Origin of the sequence: Acinetobacter chinensis (assembly GCF_002165375.2) — a bacterium.
Lineage (GTDB): Bacteria > Pseudomonadota > Gammaproteobacteria > Pseudomonadales > Moraxellaceae > Acinetobacter > Acinetobacter chinensis.
Genome location: NZ_CP032134.1, coordinates 1,108,627 through 1,127,895, shown reverse-complemented (window position 1 = coordinate 1,127,895; position 19,269 = coordinate 1,108,627). Strand labels below are relative to the sequence as shown.

Below are 19,269 nucleotides of genomic sequence, written 5' to 3'. Positions count from 1 at the left end.
CGAAACATCTTTTCAGTTATTTACACTTACCGACCGTTCCATTAATACTGCTCATATTTGCCTGTAACCTGGTTGCAGAAGAACAGTAAAGTTTTCCTTCAACAGACGATTTATCCACTTTCAGTAAACCCGTAACACCTGCTGTTCTGACATCGCCTTCAACTGCAGAATTGATCAGTTGAACCGACTTTGCTGCATCAGCCTGAATACTGCCACTGACCGAAGAATTATGCAGTACCAGTGAACCGCCTTTCTGTACATTCACATTACCATCGACAGCAGTACCATTGATAATACAGGTCGCATTTGCAGGGACACTCAATCCCCCCACTGCATTGTTTTGAATCTGACTGTTACAGACTGCTGCCATACTCAAACCTGAATACAGTCCAAGTGAGATCATCAACATCCATTGCTTTGCTGTTATTTTCATTTTTGCTCCATTTTTTACAATTATTATTTTGCCTGCTTATCATAAGAAACTCCGGCATCTGCATGTGTGACTATTTATTATTACTTTAATAAGCTTGAACAGGCTTCTGTTGCAGTTGTGTAATTCTTCAATCATCTTTCACAGAGTCATGCTTTAGCCTCAACACCTTTCTCTCTTTAAATTTTCATTCAACCCGATTCAGTCTTTTTTGACTGAATTTTCTATATCACTGATTCAATATATTTTTTTAAAATCAGCCCTGTTAATTATTAATGATAATTGATATCATTTGCATTATGTTTCAACAAATCTTCTCCGCTCATGAACAATCCGACTGGACTTGATGTCAGTACATCCGTTCCTATTCATTCTCAGCCGAAAAAAACCGTGACCACTCTCAATCAGTACCGAATCATGATTTTCTACAGATTTGTACTCGCTTTTGCAGGTGGTTATGCACTTTCTGCACTTTCTGCCATCGTGATTGCACAATACTTTGCTGAATATCGGGCTGCTGCTGTCATGTCTGCAACCTTAATTGCATTCTGCGTTTATTGCGCTACTTTTATCTGGATCTTCATGGTCAAAAAAACCATGAAAGCAACTTTAGGTATTGTGCTGCCCTGCCTCATTTTATTTGCACTCTATAAAATGATGGGGAACTGATATGCGCATAGATGACAAAACAGAAGGGCCACGCCAGTCCATGTCCTGGCTGCATACCTGGGCAAGTCTGATTTTAGGATGGTTACTGTATGCGATTTTTCTGACAGGTACACTGAGTTTTTTTCAGTCTGAAATTTCAGTCTGGATGAAACCCGAAAGCCATCAGTCCATTCCAGCAAAATCACAGATTGAGCAGACTCAGGTGGCGCTGAACTATTTACAGAAAAACTATCCTGATGCTGGCAGCTGGACTGTTCAACTGCCCAACTCACGCCAGACCACAACAGAACTGAACATCCGTAAACAGGGGGAAGATCTGCAGGCACGCCGTGGTGGGGAACGCATTACCATAGACAGTGCGACAGGTGAAAAAATCGAAAACCGCGAAACACGCGGGGGAAGTTTCCTGTACCGTTTCCATTTTGAACTGTATGGAATGGATCGTATTTGGGCACGCTGGATTGTGGGGCTTGCAACCATGCTGATGCTGGTGGCAATTATCAGCGGTATCATTACCCACAAAAAAATCTTTAAGGACTTCTTTACTTTCCGTCCTGGCAAGGGACAGCGCTCATGGCTCGATGCACACAATGCAACGGCAGTCTTTGCCCTGCCTTTTCACATCATGATCACATTCAGTGGACTGCTGTTGCTGATGTTCACTCTGATGCCCTGGGGGATCAATCAGGTCTACGAAAGCCGTCAGGAGTTTCTCCAGGATCAGCGGGCGGGTTTAATTCAGCAGAATCCTGACAATGCACAAAAAAATCATACAGCGCAGTCTGAGCTGAAAGGCAGATCAGAACGCCGCAGCGGCGGCCGTGGCGAAGGTCGCAAGCGAAAGAAAGAAGAAATTGGTCAACCGGCAGCACTGACAGATCTTGCTCCTGTTATCCGCTATACCCAGTCGCAGTGGAAAAACAACCCGATTGCATCTATCAGTATCATTGCACCCAATACCAGTCAGGCAAAAATTGAACTGCGTGCATTACATGCGGAAAGTGTGGCACATCGTAACGTTTATGCCAGTCTGAAATTTGATGGCGTTACAGGTCACAAAACCAGTAAAGACGGTGAAAGCCTTGCCAACCCATCCATTCCTGCCGGAATTTATAATGTTGTAACCGTCCTGCATGAAGCACGTGGAGTCGATCTGGCTCTGCGCTGGTTACTGTTCCTGTCTGGCGTTGTAGGTACATTAATGATCGCAACCGGTCTGATTCTGTGGTGTGTTAAAAGAGCACCACAACAACAGAAACAGGGCTATAAATCTTTGGGTTACCGTGTGGTGGAAGTGACCAATATTGCAGCCATCATTGGTCTACCGATTGCCTGTGCAGCCTATTTTTACGCAAACCGCCTGATTCCTGCTGAAATGGACATGCGTCTGAACTGGGAAATCCGCAGTTTCTTCACTGTCTGGCTCATCACACTGCTCTACGCCATGATCCGCAGTCACCGTCAGGCATGGCTTGAACTGCTGGCATGTGCAACTCTCCTTTTCGCTTTACTGCCCGTCCTGAACTTTATGACAGGTGGTCAAGCCATATGGAACAGTATCGCCAATGCTCAGTGGATGATTGCCTCATTTGACCTCATCATGTGGGTACTTGCCCTGCTGTTTGCATACAGTTTTTATAAAGTAAAAAATCACACTGGACTACCTGTTAAAAAAACCAGAGCTAAAATAGAAACAGCACAGGAGGCTCAGACATGATGTGGTTTTTATTGATCTGGTCGCTGTCCTGTCTTGGATTTACAGCGCTGGCCTGTTCCATGTCAAAACATCAGAAGCAGTTTTTTGGGGCGGAATTAACACCATTTCAGACCAGGTCTGCCAGCTGGGCAGGATGGAGTCTGTTACTGTTTTCATTGATTCCCTGTCTGCTAAAAGATCACTGGAGTACAGCGATCAGTTACTGGGTCGTTGTGCTGACCTTCTCTGCTTTATCTGTTGGACTGGTCACCAGTTATCTGGCAACCCGTCTGAAATGGTTTGCTATTGTCATGATTATCATCAGCCTGATCAGTGCAGTGTTCAGTTTTATGTAAATGCAGAAGTTACTTTAGCCATGATGCATTCCTGAATCCGATTCTGTCCTATCCCATACAGACCGGATTCAGGCTATAATCAGCAACCATTCAAGGTCAGTCCATGGACTGATTTTTTCATTGCTGATCTTCCTTTTATTATCTTGTGGATTTTTTATGGCTTCAATCATCATTTCTGCTGAACTTCTCAATCGTGCAGCTATGGGAAACCCAGCAGCTCAATTTGAACTTGCTGAAATTTACATGGAAAGTGATGACGAAGATGATAATCAGCTGGCAGAAGAATGGGCACTGAAAGCAGCTCAACTCGGTCATGTAGAAGCCATGTACTGGCTTGGTGAAGGCTATCATGCTTATGCAAAAGACTTACGTGAAGAAGACCCTGAAGAAGCCAAAGTCTGGTTTGAACATGCACATCGTTGGTTAGGGCAAGCAGTTAAGCATCGCCACCCTGCTGCTATTCTGGAGCTTTCCAGTTTTTATCGTCGTGGTGATGTCGTTGAAAAAGATATAGAGAAATCTGTACAAATGGTGATTCAGTCTGCTGAGTTAGGCGAAGTGCAAGCCATGCGTGATCTTGTTGCAATCTATGAACATGGTTTAGGTGTCGACGTAGATGAAGACAAAGCAGACTTTTGGGCGGAAAAAGCAAATGCTGCTGAAGACTCTGCCGAATAAAGCAAAGCATCAAACTCATACCATATGAGTTTGATGCTCACTTTCTTTAATTGCGTAAATATACATAAATAATATCCAAGTCCTGCTTAGGAACAAAGTTCTTCTCCACCATCTGAAACTGTGTTGGACTAATTTTGCTGACTTTCCCTTTCCAACAAAATGACACCAGTTCTTTTGGATCACGTTCAATGGTTAATTTAAAATTTTCAATCGGTTTTGCCCAATTCGCCCCTGTCGTTAAAATATAGCCCAATGCACTGAATGAAGAATTTTCTGACTTCGCCTTTTTCAAACCTTTTTTAAAGTTAGCATCCATACAAAATTGATGATTATATTCATCTTCATACAGTGCAACTGAACCACCAACCAATGGTTTATATTGGTGCTTCACTTGTGTAACTGAATTGGCTTTAAAAGTTTGCTTCCAGCTATAAATAACTTGCCCTGTCCAGTAAATTTCCTGATCTTTTGTATAACCTTGTACAAGTTTTTGAGTTTTTGGCATTTTACAATTATAAATTTTGGATGAAAAAAACTTACTCTCAGAAGCATCCATCCAAGGCGTCAATAAATCTTTTTCAGAAAAACCACAACGCTTAAACTCTTCTGTCACATCTATTTCTTTTGCACGCTCATCGACTTCACCATTTTTTAATGGTTTCATAAACGCTCGGACATGCATTTGAGGCACTACAGTTTTCCCATTCACCTGAACTCTAAAACTTTTTAATAATTCTTCGGTATGAGCAAAGTCACCATCACGATAATTATCTAATTGAGGTAAAGGAAATAAGATAGTTTCAGTAATATCCTGCTTGCTGAGATTTTTAAACTGATAATCGACTTTAATAATTTTTTTACTGATAAATAAGTCTTCGCTTTGCATCGCGATATTTTTATTCTTTAAATATTCAATTCCCCCTGTTCCCACATAGCCTGTAGAATCATTGGCATATGTCAGAGTTGAAACACACAAGCTCATGAATATCGTTAATTTTTTCATTATCATGTTCCAATTTTTTATAAGCTCAGAATTTTATAATCTCAGATATTAAGGTACGGTTAAATACTAAATTCAAGGTGAATTTTTGATATACATAAATAAAATCCAACCCGCAAATAATACACTCCATGCAATGATAAAGAATACAGCAATGAATAAATATCTTTTAGGTTTAGACCATGTTTGAACCGTATTGTGCGGATTAATGATCTTTTTCACTCCAATACCAATAACAGCTAATACACTCAAGCCCAGTAAAACTTGCAAAATCACTAAAAACTCAGAAATCCACGAACCTCTAATATCAATGATGTCCTGACTGTAAAAAAAGATGGACTGTGATGGGTCTTTTGAATTTATCAATACAACATTCTGCTCTTGTGGAAATGACTGCCGAATTTTAGATTCAGTCAGCTGATACAGTTCCGAAGCATCATCACTCATCCACAAAGTATACTGCCGAGCTACATCACTCTGTTCAGTACTATAAATTTGCCCATCAAACTGATACTGATAAATCAGAATCCCGTAAGTTGAATTAATACGTCTTGAACCTCGATGAGCATCCAGTTCAAGTGAGACCAACTGAACATCGCTCCCTCGTTGCCAGCCAGGATGCGTCCATTCAAATTCTTTTAACTGCAACAAAGGCGAAGATCGGAAAATGATCTGCAAAAAAATATAAAGCACAAATGGCAATACCAAGTACAGATACCAAGCTACTTTCTTCTTAAAATAAAATTGACTGCTCAATAAAATAATCAAAGAAAGTACAATACTATAAGGAACAATCCGAAGATTTTCGTTATCAAATAAGCTCAACCAAAGCCCAAAAGCAACAAGAGGGACACCCAAAAATATCACTAGATTGTCTTTTAATTTATGTATGAATTTACTCAATTTTTATTTTCCAATACTCATTTAATTCATTTTTTTAATCCTTGTTCTAAGTTTAAAGCATTTAAAATACCTTAAACCTTAGTTGATACGTTTTTATACAATCTACATTGGAACAAAATTAAAATATCGGTACAATAGTCGCCAGTCGAGGGATGCTGCGACTTTCTTACGGGCTGATTTTTCTAGATTGGTCAAATAGTCATGTAAGATCGCTAGGCTCGACCATCGGTATTCTGCTCAGAGTTATCAACTCAGAACCACCAACAACGGCATCCGCGAGCATAATGATCAATTATTTATTTTAAGGAGATCGTGATGAACGCGGTTAATGCTTCATTTACAGATTATAAAGTTGCCGATATTTCACTTGCTGACTACGGCCGTAAAGAAATCAAACTTGCTGAAGCAGAAATGCCTGCTTTGATGGGTCTTCGTAAACGTTATTCTGCTGCGAAACCACTTGCTGGTGCAAAAATTTTGGGTTGTATTCACATGACAATCCAGACTGCAGTTCTTATTGAAACTTTGGTTGAATTAGGCGCAGAAGTTCGTTGGACATCTTGTAACATCTTCTCTACTCAAGACCACGCTGCTGCTGCAATCGCTGCTGCGGGTATTCCAGTATTTGCCTGGAAAGGTGAAACTGAAGAAGAATACAACTGGTGTTTAGAACAACAGATCAATGTAAATGGCACACCTTGGGATGCCAACATGATTCTGGATGATGGCGGTGACTTAACTGCACTTGTTCACGAAAAATATCCTCAAGTAATTGCTAAAATTCACGGTATTACTGAAGAAACAACGACTGGTGTTCAACGTCTGTATGAAATGCACCGTGATGGTACTTTAAAAGTTCCTGCAATCAACGTAAACGACTCAGTAACGAAATCTAAAAACGACAACAAATACGGTTGCCGTCACTCACTGAATGATGCCATCAAACGTGGCACAGATATGCTTTTATCTGGTCGTCGTGCGCTTGTAATCGGTTATGGTGATGTAGGTAAAGGTTCTGCTCAATCACTTCGTCAGGAAGGCATGATTGTACGTGTAACTGAAATTGACCCAATCTGTGCAATGCAAGCATGCATGGACGGTTATGAAGTTGTTTCTCCATACAAAAATGGCGTACAAACTGGTAAGAAAGAAGACATCAATCTTGACCTTCTTCAAAGTACTGACTTGATCGTAACAACGACTGGTAACTATCACGTATGTGATTCTGCAATGCTTGATTCATTAAAAGCGGGTGCGGTTGTTTGTAACATCGGTCACTTTGACACTGAAATCGATACTAACTACTTACGTGGTTACAAATGGGTTGAAGTTAAGCCACAAGTACACCAAGTGTATCGTACAGAAAATGAAAACGATTATTTAATCCTTCTTTCAGAAGGCCGTTTAGTGAACCTAGGTAATGCGACTGGTCACCCTTCACGTATTATGGATGGTTCATTTGCCAACCAGGTATTGGGTCAAATGCATTTATTCGCTGAGAAATTTGCTGATCTTCCTGAAGATCAAAAACAAGCTGCGATCCGTGTAGAACTTATTCCTAAGAAACTGGATGAAGAAGTTGCTGCTGCAATGGTTGTTGGTTTTGGCGGTGTCTTGACTCAATTGACTCAAGTTCAAGCAGATTACTTAGGTGTAACTGTTGAAGGTCCGTTTAAGTCCGAGTCTTATAAATATTAATTGATATTAACCCTCTCCCTAACCCTCTCCCATAGGGAGAGGGAACATTCATTATCAAATGTATGTCATCGAGGGTAAGTCCTCTCCTTTCAGGAGAGGATTTAGGAGAGGTAAAATCAATCAAAAAATATTGATAAAAAAGGATTTAACCATGACCAAACGTGTCCCGATTTCTTTTGAGTTTTTCCCGACCAAAACCGATGCAGGTGCGGAAAAGCTCAAAGTTGTTCATCAAGAACTTCAGCTACTGAATCCTGAATTTTTCTCTGTAACTTATGGTGCGGGTGGTTCTACCCGTGAACGCACCTTGTCTACACTGGATGATTTCAACGGCAAAGGCACGCCTGTTGCCCCTCACCTTTCCTGTATTGGTGACAGCAAACAACGTATTGCTGAATTGCTGGATTTATATAAATCACAAGGCATTGACCGTATTGTTGCACTGCGTGGTGATTTACCATCAGGTCAAGTCGGTTTAGGTGAACTGCCTTATGCAACTGATCTGGTTCGCTTCATTCGTGAACATTCAGGTGATCATTTTCATATCGAAGTTGCCGCATATCCTGAAATGCATCCGCAAGCAGACAGCTTTGACAAAGACATTCAACGTTTTTGTGATAAAGCCCGTGCAGGTGCAAATGCAGCACTGACTCAATTCTTCTTCAATCCAGATGCGTATTTCTACTTTGTAGACCGTATTCAAAAAGAAGGAATTGATATTCCAGTTGCACCAGGGATTATGCCGATTAACAATGCTAGTAATCTGATTCGCTTTGCTGATGGTACAGGTGCAGAGATTCCACGCTGGATTCGTAAGCAACTGGCAACTTATGGTGATGATTCTGCGAGTATCAAAGCCTTTGGTCATGAAGTGGTCGTGAAGCTATGTGAACGCCTGATTGCAGGTGGTGCGCCAAGTCTGCACTTCTATACCATGAACCATACCGAACCAAACCGTCAGCTTGTACTTGACCTTGGTTTAGCATAATTCAAAATTAAATCACCTATTTTGCGAGTAAGACTGAATGCCCCGTTTTTATATTGAAACTGATTTAGCTGTTGATACTACGGTTGAACTGACTGAAACAGTTTTCCATCACTGGGTAAAAGTCTTACGTGCGCAAGTCGGTGAAAAAGCCACTTTGTTCAATGGACAAGGTGGTGAATATTCAGTGACATTAGTTGATGTTGCGAAAAAATCTGCTTCTGTTTCAGTTGACGCATTTAATCCTGACAACCGTACACCACACTTCACCGCGCTACTTGGCCAAGTGATGAGTAAAGGTGACCGTATGGATTATGCGATTCAAAAGGCTGTTGAACTTGGTGTTTCCAGAATCCAGCTGTTGACTTCTGAACGCTGTGAAATGCGTTTAAAGTATGACCGTGACCAGAAGAAAATTGATCACTGGCAAGGGATCGCAATTGCTGCCTGTGAACAATGCGGAATGAATATTGTTCCTGAAATACTTGCACCACTCAGTCTTGAGCAATGGTTACAAACAGAATTACCTGCAACAAAATTAGTTCTCGCACCTGAAAAAGAACAGACGGATGTGCTCAAAGATGCAAGCAAAGATATTGTGTTGCTGATTGGTCCAGAAGGTGGTCTGAGTGAAGCTGAAATCAGCCAGGCAAATGACCACGGATTTAAAAACTGGTGTATTGGAAACCGTGTTTTAAGGACTGAAACTGCTCCAGTCGTCGCATTATCCATTCTTAATTACAACTTAAACATGTAACTCATCTATATTTTTAAAAAACCTGTCTTAATTTATTGATTTTTATCATTGACATGATTAATCTCTATACATTAATTCAACAGATTATCTGTTGATTTAGCACCTTAGCAAAATATTTGGAATTGCTGTTTTCTTTACTACAGAAAAAAAATAAGGTTTTTGGGGATTCATGTCAGACATTAAAGATGAGCTATTGGAGCAGCATATCCGTGCGGCTCAAATAACCAATACCATTCGGTTTATCCGCTTGTATCTGGTCAGTATTTTTATTGCCTGTATTTATACATTCTGTCTCTATCAGTTTTATTTTTCTCAGACTTCGGTCTATTTCAATTCCTGGTTTATCATTACTGCTGTTTCAGTCAGCTCCATGCTGATGATCACCACACTGTATTTCAAAAAAGGACAGTTCAGCCCGCAGACAGGGAATTACTGGCTGAAGTTTGTCTGTCTGATGACAGGTATCCTCATCGCCATCGGCATCGCCCTGCTGTACTACTATCTGCCGAGTATCAACCCTGATTTCAGTGAATTCCACGCCTTAATTCTTTCAGGCTTGCTGATTCTGGTGTCACAGACATTTGCACTGACTTATCTGACGCAACGCCTCAGCTTCTTTTTACTGGTTGCCGTTCCTACGGTCTTACCTTATGTGGCTTCTCAGATATTTATGACCAGTCAGTCTGATCCGCTGTTTCATCTGGTGACCAACTTTATTCTGATCATACTGCTCTTATGTGCCAATGCCATCATGAATATGCACAGTCGTCTGACCGGCATGTACTATCGGAACAATGTACTGAAAAAGAATGCAGAGCAACAGGCAAGCTGGTCTGATGAGCTGTGTCAGCAACTCCAGTCGGAAATGAATAAATCCAAAGACATCGAGTTACAGCTACAGCTGAATAACCAGTTACTGGAACAGAAAGTCCGAGAGCGTATCTATGATATTGAACTGATGCATAAAAATCTTCAGGAACAGCAGGACAATTTAAACCTCGCTCATGAAATTGCGGGGCTGAATCCCTGGGACTGGAACATCAAAGAACGGCATTTTTCCATTACCAACGAACAGCAACAGACCCGAAAAATTGATGCCCGCTCACATCAGCTGTTACTCCAGAATAAAATCCATCCAGATGATATTACACACCTGAAAACTTCCATGAAGCACCATCTTCGTGGAAAAACCGAACGCTATGAAACAACATACCGTCTTCAGAACACCAAGGAAAAATGGTATTGGGTGCATGATACCGGGAGAGTCATTGAACGTGACCCACAGTCTGGAAAACCGCTTCGCATGGTGGGTATCCGACGCAATATTCATCAGGAGCGTACAGATCAGGAACGTCTGCGTCTTGCTGCAAGTGTCCTTGAACAGGCTGCCGAGGGCATATTCATACTCAATGAAGATCTGTGTTATATCGACACCAATCCATTTTATGAAAAAATCAGCGGTTTCAACCGTGAGCAGATTCTGGGTAAGCATCTGTTTGACATCACTGCAAATTACAAATCACAACAGCGCTCAAAACATAATGAAATTGTACAGCAACTGCTTGAAACACATAAATATGATGCTGAATTTAATGAAAAGTTCCTTTCGGGCAAAGAGCTTTCCATCAGACTTCATATCAGTGCGATTAAAGATGAGCAGGATCGTATCATTCATTATATTGGTATCGTCACAGATCTGACCGAACGAAAACTTCAGGAACAGCGTCTATCCTACCTGGAAAACTATGATCCACTGACTGATCTGCCTAACCGTTTTTATTATAACTACCAGCTGCACCAGTATCTGGTCAGTCAGGAAGATTCAATCAATCAGTTTGCCATTATCCGGTTGAATATAGACCGCTTCAGACCACTGAATGAATACCTGACCAATAATGGCGGTGATGAACTTCTCCGTCAGGTTGCACAAAGATTACGTCTGACAAATACAGAAGCACTGTTCCTCGCGCATCTCAATGGTGATGATTTTGCAATCGTCTATGAAATCTCACATATCAGAACATCGGTTCAGCAGCACTGTGAAAGAATAGCAAAAGCATTTTCCATGCCTTTTAACATTTCTGGACAGGATCATATTATTACACTGTCCATGGGGGTATCGTTCTATCCTGAACATGGTCGCCAACTGGATTATCTGAATAACTGTGCTGAACAGGCATTGTCAGAAGCAAAACGCCTGGGTGGCAATACCATCAAATACTATTCCAAAGAAAATACAAAATTACTCGAACAGGGTATTTATCTGGAACGGGATTTACGCCATGCCATTCAGAACAATGAACTGATTGTCTATTATCAGCCAAAAATCAATTTCCGTGATCAGCAGATTTACGGTTTTGAAGCCCTGGTCAGATGGAATCATCCCGTCAAAGGTATTATTCCACCTAATATGTTTATTCCTTTAGCTGAACAGACCAGTCTGATTTCTGATATTGGCAGAATCGTTATTCAGCAGACTGCAAAACAGATTCAGGAATGGAATAAAAAAGGTTTTAAGAATATCTGCGTCTCAGTCAATATTGTTGCTCAGCAGCTTCAGCGTGGTCAGCTTATTGAAGACCTCGATGCCGCCATCAGCACCTACAACATTTCAGGTGAAAGCCTGGAACTGGAAATTACAGAGTCATCCCTGGTTGAAAACTCTGAATCAGTCAAAGATGTTTTACAGAGTATCAAACAACGGAAAATTCATATTTCACTGGATGATTTTGGTACAGGCTATTCTTCATTATCCTACCTGGCAGACTTTCCAATTGATATTCTGAAAATTGACCGCAGTTTTGTTTCCAAAATCGGACAAGCCAAACAGGAAGCTATTGTCAGTGCTATGGTGGCAATGGGTAAAGCCATGGGCATGACCGTTGTTGCAGAAGGCATTGAAACACAGCAGCAACTGAACTATCTGCAATCACTGGAATGTGACATTGCTCAGGGCTATCTGTTCTCCCGCCCACTCCCCGAACAGGATGCAACCATTTACCTTGAACAGAATATGCAAAGCCCTACTTATACATAACACCTATAAGTCCATTGACCTGAAATCTAAGTTTGTTTGAAAAAGAGTCATGTCTGACTGTGATAAGCAGGCAACTAATGGTATATTCGATCAAATTTAGCAAAAACTATCAGCGTCGCTGGTAACTTAAGTAACAATCGAGATTCAGATGGACGATCAATCATTAAAGCAGCAAGCCCTTTACTACCATGAATTTCCAACACCGGGGAAAATCAGCGTCACACCAAGCAAGCAGCTGGTCAACCAGCACGACCTTGCTCTTGCCTACTCTCCTGGGGTCGCAGCACCTTGTTTAGAAATTGAAAAAGACCCATCAAAAGCAGCATTGTATACTGCGCGTGGAAACCTCGTCGCAGTGGTCAGTAACGGTACAGCCGTTCTGGGTCTGGGCAATATTGGTCCTTTAGCATCAAAACCGGTTATGGAAGGTAAAGGCGTACTGTTCAAGAAGTTTGCAGGCGTTGATGTATTTGACATCGAGATTGCTGAAAATGATCCAGATAAAATTGTTGATATCGTTGCAGCATTAGAACCTACTTTTGGTGGTATCAACCTGGAAGATATTAAAGCGCCAGAATGTTTCTACATTGAGCAGAAACTTCGTGAACGCATGAATATTCCTGTATTCCACGATGACCAGCATGGTACATCCATCATTGTAGGTTCAGCACTGATCAATGCTTTACAGCTGAACGGCAAAAAAATTGATGAAATCAAAATTGTCGCTTCAGGTGCAGGTGCTGCTGCCCTTTCCTGCCTCGATCTGCTGTGTGCAATCGGTGCGAAAAAAGAAAACATCGTTGTTGCTGACTCACGTGGTTTATTAACCACAAAACGTGAAGGTCTGGACGAATCCAAAAAACGCTATGTACAGGATATTGAAGGCTCGCAGATTGCAGATGTGATCGCTGGCGCGGATATGTTCCTGGGGCTTTCTGCGGCAGGTATTCTGACCAAAGAAATGGTTAAAGTGATGGCGGCTGATCCAATCATCTTTGCATTGGCAAACCCGGATCCAGAAATTTTACCTGAACACGCACATGAAGTTCGCCCTGATGTGATTATGGCGACTGGTCGTTCAGACTACCCTAACCAGGTAAACAACGCACTTTGCTTCCCGTACATTTTCCGTGGTGCTCTGGATGTTGGTGCAACCACCATTAACGAAGAAATGAAGATTGCCTGCGTACATGCGATTGCTCGTATGGCGCACGTGGAGGCAGATGCCGCTTCTTATGGTGAAAAATCTGCGTCTTTTGGTCGTGACTACCTAATTCCACGTCCACTTGATCAGCGTCTGATTCTTGAAATTGCTCCTGCTGTTGCTCAGGCTGCAATGGATTCAGGTGTTGCAAGCCGTCCTATCACTGATTTCTCTGCGTACCGTCAGCGTCTGTCTGAGTTTGTTTATAACTCTGCACTGATGATGAAACCAATTTTTGCTCAGGCAAAATCAGATCCAAAACGTATTGCATACGCTGAAGGTGAAGATCTTCGTGTACTTCGTGCAGTACAGATTGCGGTGGATGAAGGTTTAGCCCTGCCAATCCTAGTTGGTCGTACAGCAGTCATTGAAGCGAACATCAAAAAACTGGGCTTACGTTTGGAAAATGGTGTGAACATCACTATTGTTGATCAGGAAAATAACCCTGATTATGAAACTTTTGCAGATGATTACTACACCATCATGCAGCGCAAAGGTGTTACTCCAGAATACGCTCAGCGTGAATCACGCCGCCGTTCAACCCTGATCGCTGCAATGCTGGTCCGTCATGGTTCGGCTGATGGTATGTTGTGTGGTACTTATTCAAGCTATGACATCCATCTGGATTTCGTGCGCAATATCATTGGACTGAAAGAAGGTCGTAATAACTTCTTTACTCTCAACGCGCTGATGCTTGAAGACCGTAACCTGTTCATTGCCGACACGTATGTAAATACTAATCCTACTGCTGAACAGCTTGCTGAAATGACCATTTTAGCAGCTGAAGAAGTTCGCCGTTTCGGTATGACACCTCGTGTTGCTTTACTGTCTCACTCAAGTTTTGGTTCTGACCAGACTGACCCAAGCGCACAGAAAATGCGTAAAGTATTTGAGATCCTGACTGAGATTGCACCTGAACTTGAAGTGGAAGGTGAAATGCATGCAGATGCTGCGCTGGACGAAAACATCCGTCACTTTGCATTCCCGAACTCGCGTTTCAAAGGTTCTGCGAACTTACTGATCATGCCAAATCTGGATGCTGCAAATATTTCGTTTAACCTTTTAAAATCCACTTCTGGTAACAATGTGACCATTGGTCCTATTTTACTCGGTGCAGCGAAACCTGTGCATATTCTGACACCTACAGCAACAACCCGTCGTGTAGTCAACATGACTGCGCTGACAGTTGCTGAAATTCAGGAAACGGAGAAAGATGCTCTTTAAGCACTTGCTTAATTTGCAGACTTGATCACATCTTGTCACTTGAGAAAACCTCTGTTCTGTTGCATGATGGCAATAAGAATAGAGGTTTTTTCATGCGAGTTTATTTAGTAGGTGGTGCCGTCAGAGATCAGTTGCTCGGACACCCCTATCACGAAAAAGATTATGTCGTTGTCGGCGCTACGCCAGAACAGCTGATTGCACAGGGCTATATGCCTGTGGGGAAAGATTTTCCTGTTTTTCTACATCCTGAAACCAAAGATGAATATGCTCTCGCCCGTACTGAACGTAAGTCTGGGCATGGTTATCATGGTTTTGAGTTCTATACCGCCCCTTCTGTCACACTTGAAGATGACCTGATCCGACGTGACCTGACCATCAATGCCATAGCAATGGATGATGATGGCAATATCTATGACCCTTATAATGGGCAGACAGATTTAAAACAGAAAATTTTACGTCATGTTTCTGATGCTTTTGCAGAAGATCCTCTGCGCGTCTTGCGTGTTGCACGTTTTGCTGCCCGCTATGCAGCTTATGGTTTCAGTGTTGCTGAAGAAACCGTTGCCCTGATGCGCCAGCTGGCAGAATCTGGCGAATTACAGGCACTGACAGCAGAACGGGTCTGGAAAGAAACAGCACGGGCACTGATGGAAAATCATGCCAATGTGTATTTTGAAGTATTGCGCAGTTGTGGTGCTTTAAAAATTTTATTTCCTGAAATTGATGCGCTGTACGGTGTACCACAACGCCCAGAATATCATCCAGAAATAGACTGCGGCATTCATACCATGATGTCACTTCAGCAGGCATGTAAAGCCGGTTATTCACTGGATGTACGTTTTGCAGTACTTGTACACGACCTCGGGAAAGCTTTAACTCCTGTCGATGAATTACCCCGTCACATCATGCATGAAGAGCGTGGGATTGCCCCTGTGACTGAAGTCTGTGACCGTTTGCGTGTGCCTACAAATACAAAACAGCTGGCTCTTGCTGTATGTAAGGAGCATTTAAAGTGTCATCAGGCATTTACATTGAAAGCTGGTACTGTATGGCGTTTACTGCAACGTCTGGATGTACTGCGTCGTCCTGAGCGTGTAGAGGCTTTTGTTCAGGCATGTGAATGTGATGCGCGTGGTCGTCTGGGACTGGAAGAACGTGCTTATCCTCAGGCTCAGTATCTGCTGGATGTCATGCAGAAAGTCCGCAGTATTAAAGCATCAGACTTACCTTCTGATGTGAAAGGTCCTGATATTGGAGAGATGCTGATTCAGAAACGGATTGAAGCGATTGCGCACTTAAAACACGAACTGGGATATCACAGTCATACAGCATAAATGAAGAATCCTCTCAGTGATGGGAGGATTACATTCATTATTGGCAATGATTTATAACTACCTAATGTTGGTTTACGTGAAACAATGAAATTTCATATAAAAATACCCAACTTTTCCAAGTCAGGCACTTTATCAACTTCAAGTTATTGAAATTATTTAACTCATACAATACCTTTCTTATAAGGTGTATTATGTTAATTTTAGAAAGTCTCTATTGCTTATTGAAGTCCTCTACAAGCATTAATTTTGCTTGGGCATGCCCATTATTTGCTGCTTTTTTTAACCAGTTCAGGGCTTGTGTACGGTTTTTCTGTAACCCACCACTACCATTTAAATAATTTATACCAATATTAAATTGTGCCATCGCACTTCCATTGTTTGCTGCTTTTAAATACCATTCATTTGCTAAAGTATTATTTTGGCTCACACCCTGTCCGTTTTTATACATCGTTCCAAGATTATTTTGAGCAGCAGCATCTCCCCGAGAGGCGGCTTTGCTGAACCATTCAAAGGCTTTGGCATCGTTCTGTGGCACACCCTGACCTTTTTTATACATCAGTCCAAGACTATTTTTAGCAGCAGCATATCCTTGGGAGGCTGCTTTACTGAACCATTCAACGGCTTTGACATCATCCTGTGGCACGCCCTGTCCTTTGTAATACATCACTCCAAGATTATATTGAGCAGCCGCATCTCCCTGATCCGCGGCTTTGCTGTACCATTCAAAGGCTTTGGCATCATTCTGTGGCACGCCTTGTCCTTTCTTATACATTAATCCAAGATTATATTGAGCAGCCACACCTCCCTGATCCGCGGCTTTGCTGTACCATTCAGCAGCCTTGGCATCGTTCTGTGGCACACCCTGTCCTTTGTCATACATTAGTCCAAGGTTATATTGAGCTTGAGCTTGCCCTTGTGATGCAGCTTTGTTATACCATTCAACAGCTTTAATATAGCTTTGTGGAATGCCCTGTCCTTTCTTATACATTAATCCAAGGTTAAATTGTGCACCAGCTTGCCCTTGCTCAGCGGCTTTACTGAACCACTCAATAGCTTCAGCATAGTTCTGTGAAACGCCTAGTCCTTTGTAATACATCCATCCAAGGTTAGTTTGTGCAGGAACACCCCCCTGATTCGCGGCTTTGCTAAGCCACTCAGCAGCTTTGTCATAGCTCTGTGGAATGCCTTGTCCGTTGTAATACATCATGCCAAGATGAAATTGTGCACTAGCTTGCCCTTGCTTAGCAGCTTTACTGAACCACTCGATAGCTTCAGCATAGTTCTGTGGAACGCTCAGTCCTTTGTAATACATCCATCCAAGGTTATTTCGTGCCTCTGCATTTCCCTGAAAGGCGGCTTGCTGTGTCTGATTAAAATCAGGTGCCTGAGCAAATGAGGCATGAACTAAAAACAACAACATCAAAGGTAAAAAAATATTTTTATTAAGCTTCATAATTAAAATTTAAATATAATAAATATAGCTTAATTTACTTTATAAATAGTAAGAATTAAATAGACTCTATTCTTACAAGTTTCTGCTTAATTAAATATGATGACCGTTATGTAAAATAAAAAATATTTAAATAAAATTCTTAATTATTTAACAATCATTATTCATCCTTAAAAAAAGCGATTTGGCAATAAATCGCTTGGTTTTTTAGTAGATTGGATATATTTCGCCAATCAAATTGAGCAGTATACGATCAAAATTTAATTCCCCCCTGATTTCTCAACAAAGAGATGGATCCGTAAATTTGAACAACTCCTATAAGTGATATTCTGCTCCTCAAATGATGTTATAAACATCAATATATGGAGTATTTTATGGCACGTAGACCAAGAAGAAATCATTCAAATGATTTTAAAGCTAAGGTAGCACTTGCTGCGATTAAAGCAGAAAAAACACTTGCTGAATTGAGTGCTGAGTTTGATGTTCATCAAAACCAAATTATTGACTGGAAAAATCAATTGATCTCAGCTTCCTCGCAAGCTTTCGATCAATCAAAAGCTCCAACAGAACCACCCATCGATCTAAAAAAACTACATGCAAAAATCGGTGAGCAGGCATTAGAAATTGATTTTTTAGAAGGTGTGTTGAAGAAACTGGGCCGCTTCAACCACAAAAGTTAATCGACGACTCACTTCAGATTTCAGTATCTAAGCAAGCTAAGCTGCTGAAAGTCTCCCGTGGTTGTTATTACTATCGCCCAAAACCTGTGAGTGCATCAGATCTGAAGCTGATGCGATGTATTGATGAATTACATATGCAATATCCTTTTGCAGGCAGTCGTATGATGCGTGATTTGTTGAATCGTCAAGGACATCATATAGGACGACGTCATACACGTACTTTAATGAAGAAAATGGGTATTCAGGCGTTATATTGCAAACCAAATTTAAGCCAGGCTAATCAAGCTCACCGTAAATATCCATATCTGCTCAAAGGGTTGGCTATTCAGCGCAGTAATCAAGTGTGGTCTACGGATATAACGTATATCCCTATGGCAAAAGGCTTTGTTTATTTATGTGCTGTGATTGATTGGCATAGCCGCAAGGTACTTGCGCATAGGGTATCGATTAGTATGGAGGTGGATTTTTGTATTTCGGCTTTAAATGAAGCGATTGAAAAATATGGTCGACCTGAAATATTTAATACAGACCAAGGCAGCCAGTTTACCAGTGATGCATTTATTGATGTATTGAAATCAAATGGCATTCAAATCAGTATGGATGGTAAAGGTCGATGGGTAGATAATGTGATGGTTGAACGATTATGGCGGAGCGTTAAATATGAAGAGGTGTATCTCAAAGCTTATAGCAGTGTCACAGATGCGAAAAAGCAATTAAGTGCATATTTTGAGTTTTATAATTTGAAACGACCTCATTCGAGTCTAGACAAAATGACACCAAATGAGTTTTACTATGATCAGCTACCCCAACAAAACAAGGTGGCTTAACTAGAGCGGAATATCACTTATAAATACGCTTTTAGTTGTTCAAACAAGTGGGACCACCTCTACAATCACATTTCCGAAACCATCCGCATTTTCTACAAATGAAGCTAAAGATAATTTTTCTGCAATTTTATGTACTTAAATGTAACCCGATTTAAACTTTTTCGAACAGATTCTCTATCAAACACTGTCATAAAGTGGCTTCCAGTAGGATTCATTAGAGAGTAGGCAATTGAAATAACGAGGTATATTAAAAAATATAATCGGTATTTTACCTCAAGTGTTAAACAAGAAAATGGCAGACTTTTTATTCACATCTATTCATAGATTCTCAGATAAAGTAT

Annotated in this window: 15 protein-coding genes; 11 read left to right on the top strand and 4 right to left on the bottom strand. The window is 41.3% G+C overall.

The window, feature by feature from the left end; translation table 11 throughout:
- Positions 1 to 16: 16 nt before the first annotated feature.
- A complete protein-coding gene (locus CDG60_RS06150; protein WP_087511085.1) occupies positions 17 to 433 on the bottom strand; it encodes a hypothetical protein in 417 nt (138 codons plus the stop codon).
- Positions 434 to 754: 321 nt separating this feature from the next.
- On the opposite strand from CDG60_RS06150, the gene CDG60_RS06145 reads away from it, so the two are divergent.
- The 4 genes from CDG60_RS06145 to CDG60_RS06130 all read left to right on the top strand — a co-directional run bounded on the left by CDG60_RS06145 (position 755) and on the right by CDG60_RS06130 (position 3,829).
- The gene (locus CDG60_RS06145; RefSeq protein ID WP_087511083.1) at positions 755 to 1,099 is read left to right on the top strand and encodes a hypothetical protein; all 345 of its coding nucleotides are present in this window, start codon (positions 755 to 757) and stop codon (positions 1,097 to 1,099) included.
- Position 1,100: 1 nt separating this feature from the next.
- Complete coding sequence (locus CDG60_RS06140) at positions 1,101 to 2,816, top strand: PepSY domain-containing protein (protein ID WP_087511081.1); 1,716 nt, start codon at positions 1,101 to 1,103, stop codon at positions 2,814 to 2,816.
- Positions 2,813 to 3,151, top strand: coding sequence for a DUF3325 domain-containing protein (locus CDG60_RS06135; RefSeq protein ID WP_087511079.1), 339 nt, complete (start codon positions 2,813 to 2,815; stop codon positions 3,149 to 3,151). The genes CDG60_RS06140 and CDG60_RS06135 overlap by 4 nt, the downstream gene beginning before the upstream one ends.
- Before the next feature lie 156 nt (positions 3,152 to 3,307).
- The gene (locus tag CDG60_RS06130; RefSeq protein WP_087511077.1) at positions 3,308 to 3,829 is read left to right on the top strand and encodes a tetratricopeptide repeat protein; all 522 of its coding nucleotides are present in this window, start codon (positions 3,308 to 3,310) and stop codon (positions 3,827 to 3,829) included.
- A gap of 46 nt (positions 3,830 to 3,875) precedes the next feature.
- Here CDG60_RS06130 and CDG60_RS06125 read toward each other — a convergent pair whose 3' ends face one another.
- Both CDG60_RS06125 and CDG60_RS06120 read right to left on the bottom strand, forming a co-directional pair.
- Positions 3,876 to 4,832 carry a DUF4424 family protein gene (locus CDG60_RS06125; protein ID WP_087511075.1) on the bottom strand — a complete coding sequence of 319 codons (957 nt, stop codon included), beginning with the start codon at positions 4,830 to 4,832 and terminating at the stop codon, positions 3,876 to 3,878.
- A gap of 72 nt (positions 4,833 to 4,904) precedes the next feature.
- Positions 4,905 to 5,732, bottom strand: coding sequence for a hypothetical protein (locus CDG60_RS06120; protein ID WP_160116982.1), 828 nt, complete (start codon positions 5,730 to 5,732; stop codon positions 4,905 to 4,907).
- A 315-nt stretch (positions 5,733 to 6,047) separates the two neighbouring features.
- Between CDG60_RS06120 and ahcY the strand changes: the two genes are divergently transcribed.
- The 6 genes from ahcY (at position 6,048) to CDG60_RS06090 (ending at position 15,971) form a co-directional block, all read left to right on the top strand.
- Entirely contained in the window at positions 6,048 to 7,430 is a 1,383-nt protein-coding gene (gene ahcY / locus CDG60_RS06115) for an adenosylhomocysteinase (protein ID WP_087511071.1), read from the top strand.
- A gap of 151 nt (positions 7,431 to 7,581) precedes the next feature.
- Positions 7,582 to 8,418 (top strand): methylenetetrahydrofolate reductase [NAD(P)H], encoded by an 837-nt coding sequence (gene metF, locus CDG60_RS06110; RefSeq protein ID WP_087511070.1) that lies wholly within the window; start codon positions 7,582 to 7,584, stop codon positions 8,416 to 8,418.
- 37 nt (positions 8,419 to 8,455) lie between these two features.
- Entirely contained in the window at positions 8,456 to 9,172 is a 717-nt protein-coding gene (locus CDG60_RS06105) for a 16S rRNA (uracil(1498)-N(3))-methyltransferase (protein WP_087511068.1), read from the top strand.
- A gap of 169 nt (positions 9,173 to 9,341) precedes the next feature.
- Complete coding sequence (locus CDG60_RS06100) at positions 9,342 to 12,209, top strand: EAL domain-containing protein (protein WP_087511066.1); 2,868 nt, start codon at positions 9,342 to 9,344, stop codon at positions 12,207 to 12,209.
- Between the two features lie 148 nt (positions 12,210 to 12,357).
- The gene (locus CDG60_RS06095; RefSeq protein WP_087511064.1) at positions 12,358 to 14,637 is read left to right on the top strand and encodes an NADP-dependent malic enzyme; all 2,280 of its coding nucleotides are present in this window, start codon (positions 12,358 to 12,360) and stop codon (positions 14,635 to 14,637) included.
- A 92-nt stretch (positions 14,638 to 14,729) separates the two neighbouring features.
- The gene (locus tag CDG60_RS06090) at positions 14,730 to 15,971 is read left to right on the top strand and encodes a multifunctional CCA addition/repair protein (protein ID WP_087511062.1); all 1,242 of its coding nucleotides are present in this window, start codon (positions 14,730 to 14,732) and stop codon (positions 15,969 to 15,971) included.
- Between the two features lie 211 nt (positions 15,972 to 16,182).
- Here the strand turns inward: CDG60_RS06090 and CDG60_RS06085 are convergent, their stop codons facing one another.
- Positions 16,183 to 17,424, bottom strand: a complete 1,242-nt coding sequence (locus CDG60_RS06085; RefSeq protein ID WP_087511060.1) for a tetratricopeptide repeat protein — start codon at positions 17,422 to 17,424, stop codon at positions 16,183 to 16,185.
- A 371-nt stretch (positions 17,425 to 17,795) separates the two neighbouring features.
- Between CDG60_RS06085 and CDG60_RS06080 the strand changes: the two genes are divergently transcribed.
- A protein-coding gene (locus tag CDG60_RS06080; protein ID WP_223155595.1) for an IS3-like element ISAba14 family transposase occupies positions 17,796 to 18,928 on the top strand; the annotation gives its coding sequence in 2 pieces (ribosomal slippage) (positions 17,796 to 18,048 and positions 18,048 to 18,928; 1,134 coding nt in all).
- The last annotated feature ends 341 nt before the right edge of the window (positions 18,929 to 19,269 follow it).

Excerpts from the sequence above, each read along its gene's own strand:
- CDG60_RS06140 (WP_087511081.1), top strand. The coding sequence starts at position 1,101 with ATGCGCATAGATGACAAAACAGAAGGGCCACGCCAGTCCATGTCCTGG.
- CDG60_RS06105 (WP_087511068.1), top strand. The coding sequence starts at position 8,456 with ATGCCCCGTTTTTATATTGAAACTGATTTAGCTGTTGATACTACGGTT.
- metF (WP_087511070.1), top strand. The coding sequence starts at position 7,582 with ATGACCAAACGTGTCCCGATTTCTTTTGAGTTTTTCCCGACCAAAACC.
- CDG60_RS06150 (WP_087511085.1), bottom strand. The coding sequence starts at position 433 with ATGAAAATAACAGCAAAGCAATGGATGTTGATGATCTCACTTGGACTG.
- CDG60_RS06095 (WP_087511064.1), top strand. The coding sequence starts at position 12,358 with ATGGACGATCAATCATTAAAGCAGCAAGCCCTTTACTACCATGAATTT.
- CDG60_RS06090 (WP_087511062.1), top strand. The coding sequence starts at position 14,730 with ATGCGAGTTTATTTAGTAGGTGGTGCCGTCAGAGATCAGTTGCTCGGA.
- ahcY (WP_087511071.1), top strand. The coding sequence starts at position 6,048 with ATGAACGCGGTTAATGCTTCATTTACAGATTATAAAGTTGCCGATATT.
- CDG60_RS06125 (WP_087511075.1), bottom strand. The coding sequence starts at position 4,832 with ATGAAAAAATTAACGATATTCATGAGCTTGTGTGTTTCAACTCTGACA.
- CDG60_RS06135 (WP_087511079.1), top strand. The coding sequence starts at position 2,813 with ATGATGTGGTTTTTATTGATCTGGTCGCTGTCCTGTCTTGGATTTACA.
- CDG60_RS06100 (WP_087511066.1), top strand. The coding sequence starts at position 9,342 with ATGTCAGACATTAAAGATGAGCTATTGGAGCAGCATATCCGTGCGGCT.
- CDG60_RS06085 (WP_087511060.1), bottom strand. The coding sequence starts at position 17,424 with ATGAAGCTTAATAAAAATATTTTTTTACCTTTGATGTTGTTGTTTTTA.
- CDG60_RS06130 (WP_087511077.1), top strand. The coding sequence starts at position 3,308 with ATGGCTTCAATCATCATTTCTGCTGAACTTCTCAATCGTGCAGCTATG.
- CDG60_RS06145 (WP_087511083.1), top strand. The coding sequence starts at position 755 with ATGAACAATCCGACTGGACTTGATGTCAGTACATCCGTTCCTATTCAT.